Annotated in this window: 1 protein-coding gene; it reads right to left on the reverse strand. The window is 52.9% G+C overall.

The window, feature by feature from the left end:
- Window positions 1-2,323, reverse strand: a 2,323-nt coding sequence (locus tag LGZ99_RS24070; RefSeq protein WP_262979812.1) for a DUF637 domain-containing protein, incomplete at both ends; no start/stop codon positions are given.

Genomic DNA, 2,323 nt, shown 5'->3' on the forward strand with positions numbered 1-2,323 from the left:
CATTAGCCGCGTTGTCCCATCCCATCACCGTGTCAAAGCCCGCGAGGGCACCGCCCATTACCATAGAAGTCAGGGTTGATTTAACGGTATCGCTGCTTCCCATTGCTTTTAAGGTTTTGGACAGGTCACCTTGATTATCTACCAGGGCGACCGCTGCCTGAGAGGCCAGAGCCGCCATGCCGGAAGTCGTTGCGCCGTAAGCCATTGAGCCCACAGTAGCGGCGGTACTGGCGGTTGCCCCCGCTGTCGTCGCCGCTGAACCTGCCGTGCCTGCTGCTGATCCGGCCACCGAAGCCGTTATGCCTGCGCCTGCCGTCACGGTAGCCACGGCAATCGCTATCACCGCCGAAACCACCGGATTCAGGTGTTGGCTTTTATAATCCCAGCGGTCATACGCATCTTTGACTAAGTTCCATTGAACATCCTGACGTTCATTCAGTCCTTTCAGCCAGGCGGTTTCCGGGGTATTACCGAAGATGGAGACAGCATTTTGTAACGATTGACCCTTTTGGGCTTTGATATCCGCGTTGATCCCGTTGGCGGCCTCTACGGTGAGTTTTCCACCGAAATGGATCGCCGGAAGCACCCAGGTATTTTCAATGTAGCCTTTATCACTGTGGGTAATAAAAAAACCTGTGGATTCGGTAATGGTCTGTTCAAATGTGGTATTTTTCACCGCCTTGAAATTCACCTGACCTGTCCGGCTGGTGATGCCGGCATTTTTCTGCGTGTTAATCCGGGCAGCTTCCAGCGTCACATCATCTTTTGCCAGCAGATTAATATTACCGTCGGCGGTAAATTCGGTGACTTTATTCGTGGCGCTCTCTTTTCTCCGGGTTTCTGTCTTAGAGCCAAAAACGGTGCAGGACTGAATGCCCAGGACTTTTTTACAGCTTTTCTTTTTTTCTTCCCATCGATAGGTTTCTTCCATGGCCTGGGCATACAGAAAACCCCCTTGCGCCGCAATATCTATTGCACCTTTCGCCATCAGTTTGGTCGCCTGAAACAGAATACTCCCACCGGAGAGCATCGTCAGATAACCGCCACTGTTTATCTCCGTGCCTTGCGGGGTGTAGCGTTCGGTTCCGCTTCCGCTCGTATGGTTACGCACTGATTCAAAGCGCATATTGCCCCCGCTGGAGAGCATGATGTGACCGGCTGAGTTCAGCGTGCTCCCTTGCGTGGTCAGGAAGCCATTAGCGGCCAGCGTCAGCCCTTTTTCTCCCCGGAGGTCTGTCCCCTGATGACGTTCATCCTGATGTTCCTCCGACGGATGGGCGATAGCGGAATACGGCAATGCCCCCAGTGTCATATTCCGGCCGGCCAGAACGGTTGCCTGATTTTTGGCCTGGAGATTGGCGCCTTGTAAGTGGATATCCCGGGCGGCATTTAATGTGAGATTGTGACCGGCAAGCAGTTGTGTGCGCATTTCTGGACGGCGTTGTGTTCGGAAAGCATTATCATCGTCTTGATTCAGTACACGGGGGGATAAATCGATATCTTGTCCGCCATGCAGACTGATTGATTGACCGGCATTGAGGGTGAGTCCCTGAATTTGCAGGGTGTTACCCGCAGAGATCACTATATCCCCGGCACTTTCCCACCCTCCGACCTGTTTCAGCCGGGATTTATAATCGGCGGGCGATTTGCTGAGTGGCGCGTGGGTGAGCCGGCTTTCATTGCGCACCAGCTGAATATCCCGACCGGCATACAGTCCCAGTTGCGTGTTTTTGGCGACCGCCACGTTTTCCAGGTGAATATTGTTGCCCGCTTTTAGCGTCACTTTTTCACGGGCATTCAGTTGGGAAACGTGCGGTTGGCCGTCACTATCGTAATAGTGAATATCAGGTTCACTGAATCGAATATCGCCCTGGCGGGTAATCAGGTTGATGTCTTTGCCGCCCAACACGGTTTGTGTGGCACTCAGGTTATTAACCGCCAGCAGGGAGAGTGAATGACCGGCCTGGAGGTCGGCATGTTGAAGATGGAGATTATTTTCGGCAATGGCGGAAAAATCCTGTTTTGCCTGAAAACCGCTGTCACCCCGGATATTTTTGGCGTGCAGCACGATGTTATTGGCGGAGACCACGGTGTCGACGCCGTTGTACCCACGCTCCTTAAGCGAGGCATCCCCGATGGGAGATGGGGTGTCAAATGTCATGTCATCGTTGAAGTCCGCGACAAAATTTTCCCCGGCAGAAACCGTGCCTACTACCGCCCCGGACGGATAAAAAGCGGTATTTTCGCCCTGTTTAATCAGGTTGACATAAATCGGTTCAAGCTCCATGTCGGGAAATTGCTTTTTAGCATCGTCTATCGAGTG

Origin of the sequence: Photorhabdus temperata (genome assembly GCF_025384845.1) — a bacterium.
Lineage (GTDB): Bacteria > Pseudomonadota > Gammaproteobacteria > Enterobacterales > Enterobacteriaceae > Photorhabdus > Photorhabdus temperata.